At 30.6% G+C, this 1,773-nt stretch carries 1 protein-coding gene; it reads right to left on the bottom strand.

The features are described from left to right. Positions 1–154: 154 nt before the first annotated feature. Positions 155–1,591: a DDE-type integrase/transposase/recombinase gene (locus NG904_RS14680; protein WP_252232400.1), complete on the bottom strand. Its 1,437-nt coding sequence runs from the start codon at positions 1,589–1,591 to the stop codon at positions 155–157. Positions 1,592–1,773: the final 182 nt, after the last annotated feature.

Raw genomic sequence — 1,773 nt, 5'->3', positions numbered from 1 at the left:
GATAGTGTAAAGTACGCTATGAAAAAATAACACAAAAAATAAAATAACTAGATAATGAATATAAGTTAAAATTAGTAAAAATACACTTAAATTTGAGTATTAGAAAAAGGCCTCCGGCGCCGCAGGCAATGGAAAATATTTTAAATTTTATTTTTTAGGATTTATTTTCTTGCATATGCATAATGGTTTGTTGACCAAGGCTAATAAGAATCTGCCATTTAGCAGGCATATTATCAGCATTATTTAATTGACTAAGCTCATTTAATGGACGCCAGTAGTTGTATGGATGAGGGCGTAAAAAGTTGTAGTAAGCAACCCAAAGAGAAAAACCATAAATAGCACCGTCATCACTTCCGTACCCACAAGTAACGCGGTAAGAAGCCTTGAAAGTCCTATTTAAGCGTTCTACAACTTGTTTAACCCAACGATATTCTTCAGATACTGAATCATCATTAGTAAGTCCTATAACTTGGGTTAAGTCAAATTTTATATCTGATTCTAATTCGAATTGTTGTTTAGCTAAAGGGTAAGCACTATATCCATCAGCAACGAACTTAAGTGTCCTGTTGGCGATAGATTTACACTTATCAAAAGCCATCCTCATAGCTAGAATGCATGGACCAACAGCTCTTGTATCTGATACTTGATAACCTAAGATAGATTTTTTACAAGCATCCATAACAATCCAAACATAATGCTTGATTCCTTTAACTTTAATATAGGTTTCATCAGCAGAAAATATGGTAGAAGGCTTGTAATCAAAAGTATCAACAAATGGCTTTATAACAGCTGCGGCAGTTAATGCGTAATTAGCAACCATAGTGTGTGAGATTTTGATTCCATGCACCTCCGCTAATGCGTGAGCGGTTTGTCTTGTTGAAAGCTTAAGATTAACATGATAAGTCAAACAAAGTCCCAATATATGTGGATTAAACTTCTTAAAACTGAAATTCACAGCATTTTTAGGTAAGTTATATAAATCCATCTTAAAAAAGTTGATTTTGAATTCTCTATAAATATAGTGAAGTTTATATTTGTATTTTTCTTTATCATCTAAATCTTTTGGAATCTTTTTTAAGTTTGTTGCATAATAAGAGCACTTTGAATTATGGCATTTATGTATTTTAAAATGCTTACGTTCTTTCTGTACAGTAAGTGTATGACCACAATAAGGACATTTAAAGACTAAAGGTTTAGTTGCATTATTATTTTTTTTAAATGTAAGACCACAAACTTTACATTGAAACTGACCTTTATTCCCATTGTTGTCATATATGTATTCATGTGGAGCACCACATTTAGGGCATATAGTTGATTCAGGTATAGACTTACCGTTACGTCTTTGGACGGGTTTTAAAACTTTGTTATATTTATGTTTGTAATAAACTAAAAGAAGTTTATAATCTACTTTCTCAAATTTAAGAATTGTAGGTAGCTTATCAACTTTAAACTTTTGATATTCAGGACTATTTGAATCATCAAAGCTCATTTGTTTAAGTGGTATATATTTCGAAATGAATAGTAGCAATTCACAAATAATTTTAACTAAGTATTGATTATATAAAAGTAAATAAGTTATAATTGAATCCATGACAATGACAACCTTTCGTAGTTAATTTGTTTGGTTAGAGATTCAATTTTAACACGAAATTAAGGGGGGCATTGTTTTTTATACAAAAAAAAAGTCGAAGCCGTGATATATAAAGAAAAAAGTAAAAGAGTAGTGGAAACAAGATTAAACTATCTAAAAATAATGGGGGGACTAATTATGAA

Origin of the sequence: Clostridium sp. ZBS15 (assembly GCF_023845705.1) — a bacterium.
GTDB lineage: Bacteria > Bacillota > Clostridia > Clostridiales > Clostridiaceae > Clostridium > Clostridium aquiflavi.
This window is presented reverse-complemented; position numbering and strand designations above follow the sequence as displayed.

Coding starts and splice junctions, on each gene's coding strand:
- NG904_RS14680 (WP_252232400.1), bottom strand. CDS start 1,591: ATGGATTCAATTATAACTTATTTACTTTTATATAATCAATACTTAGTT.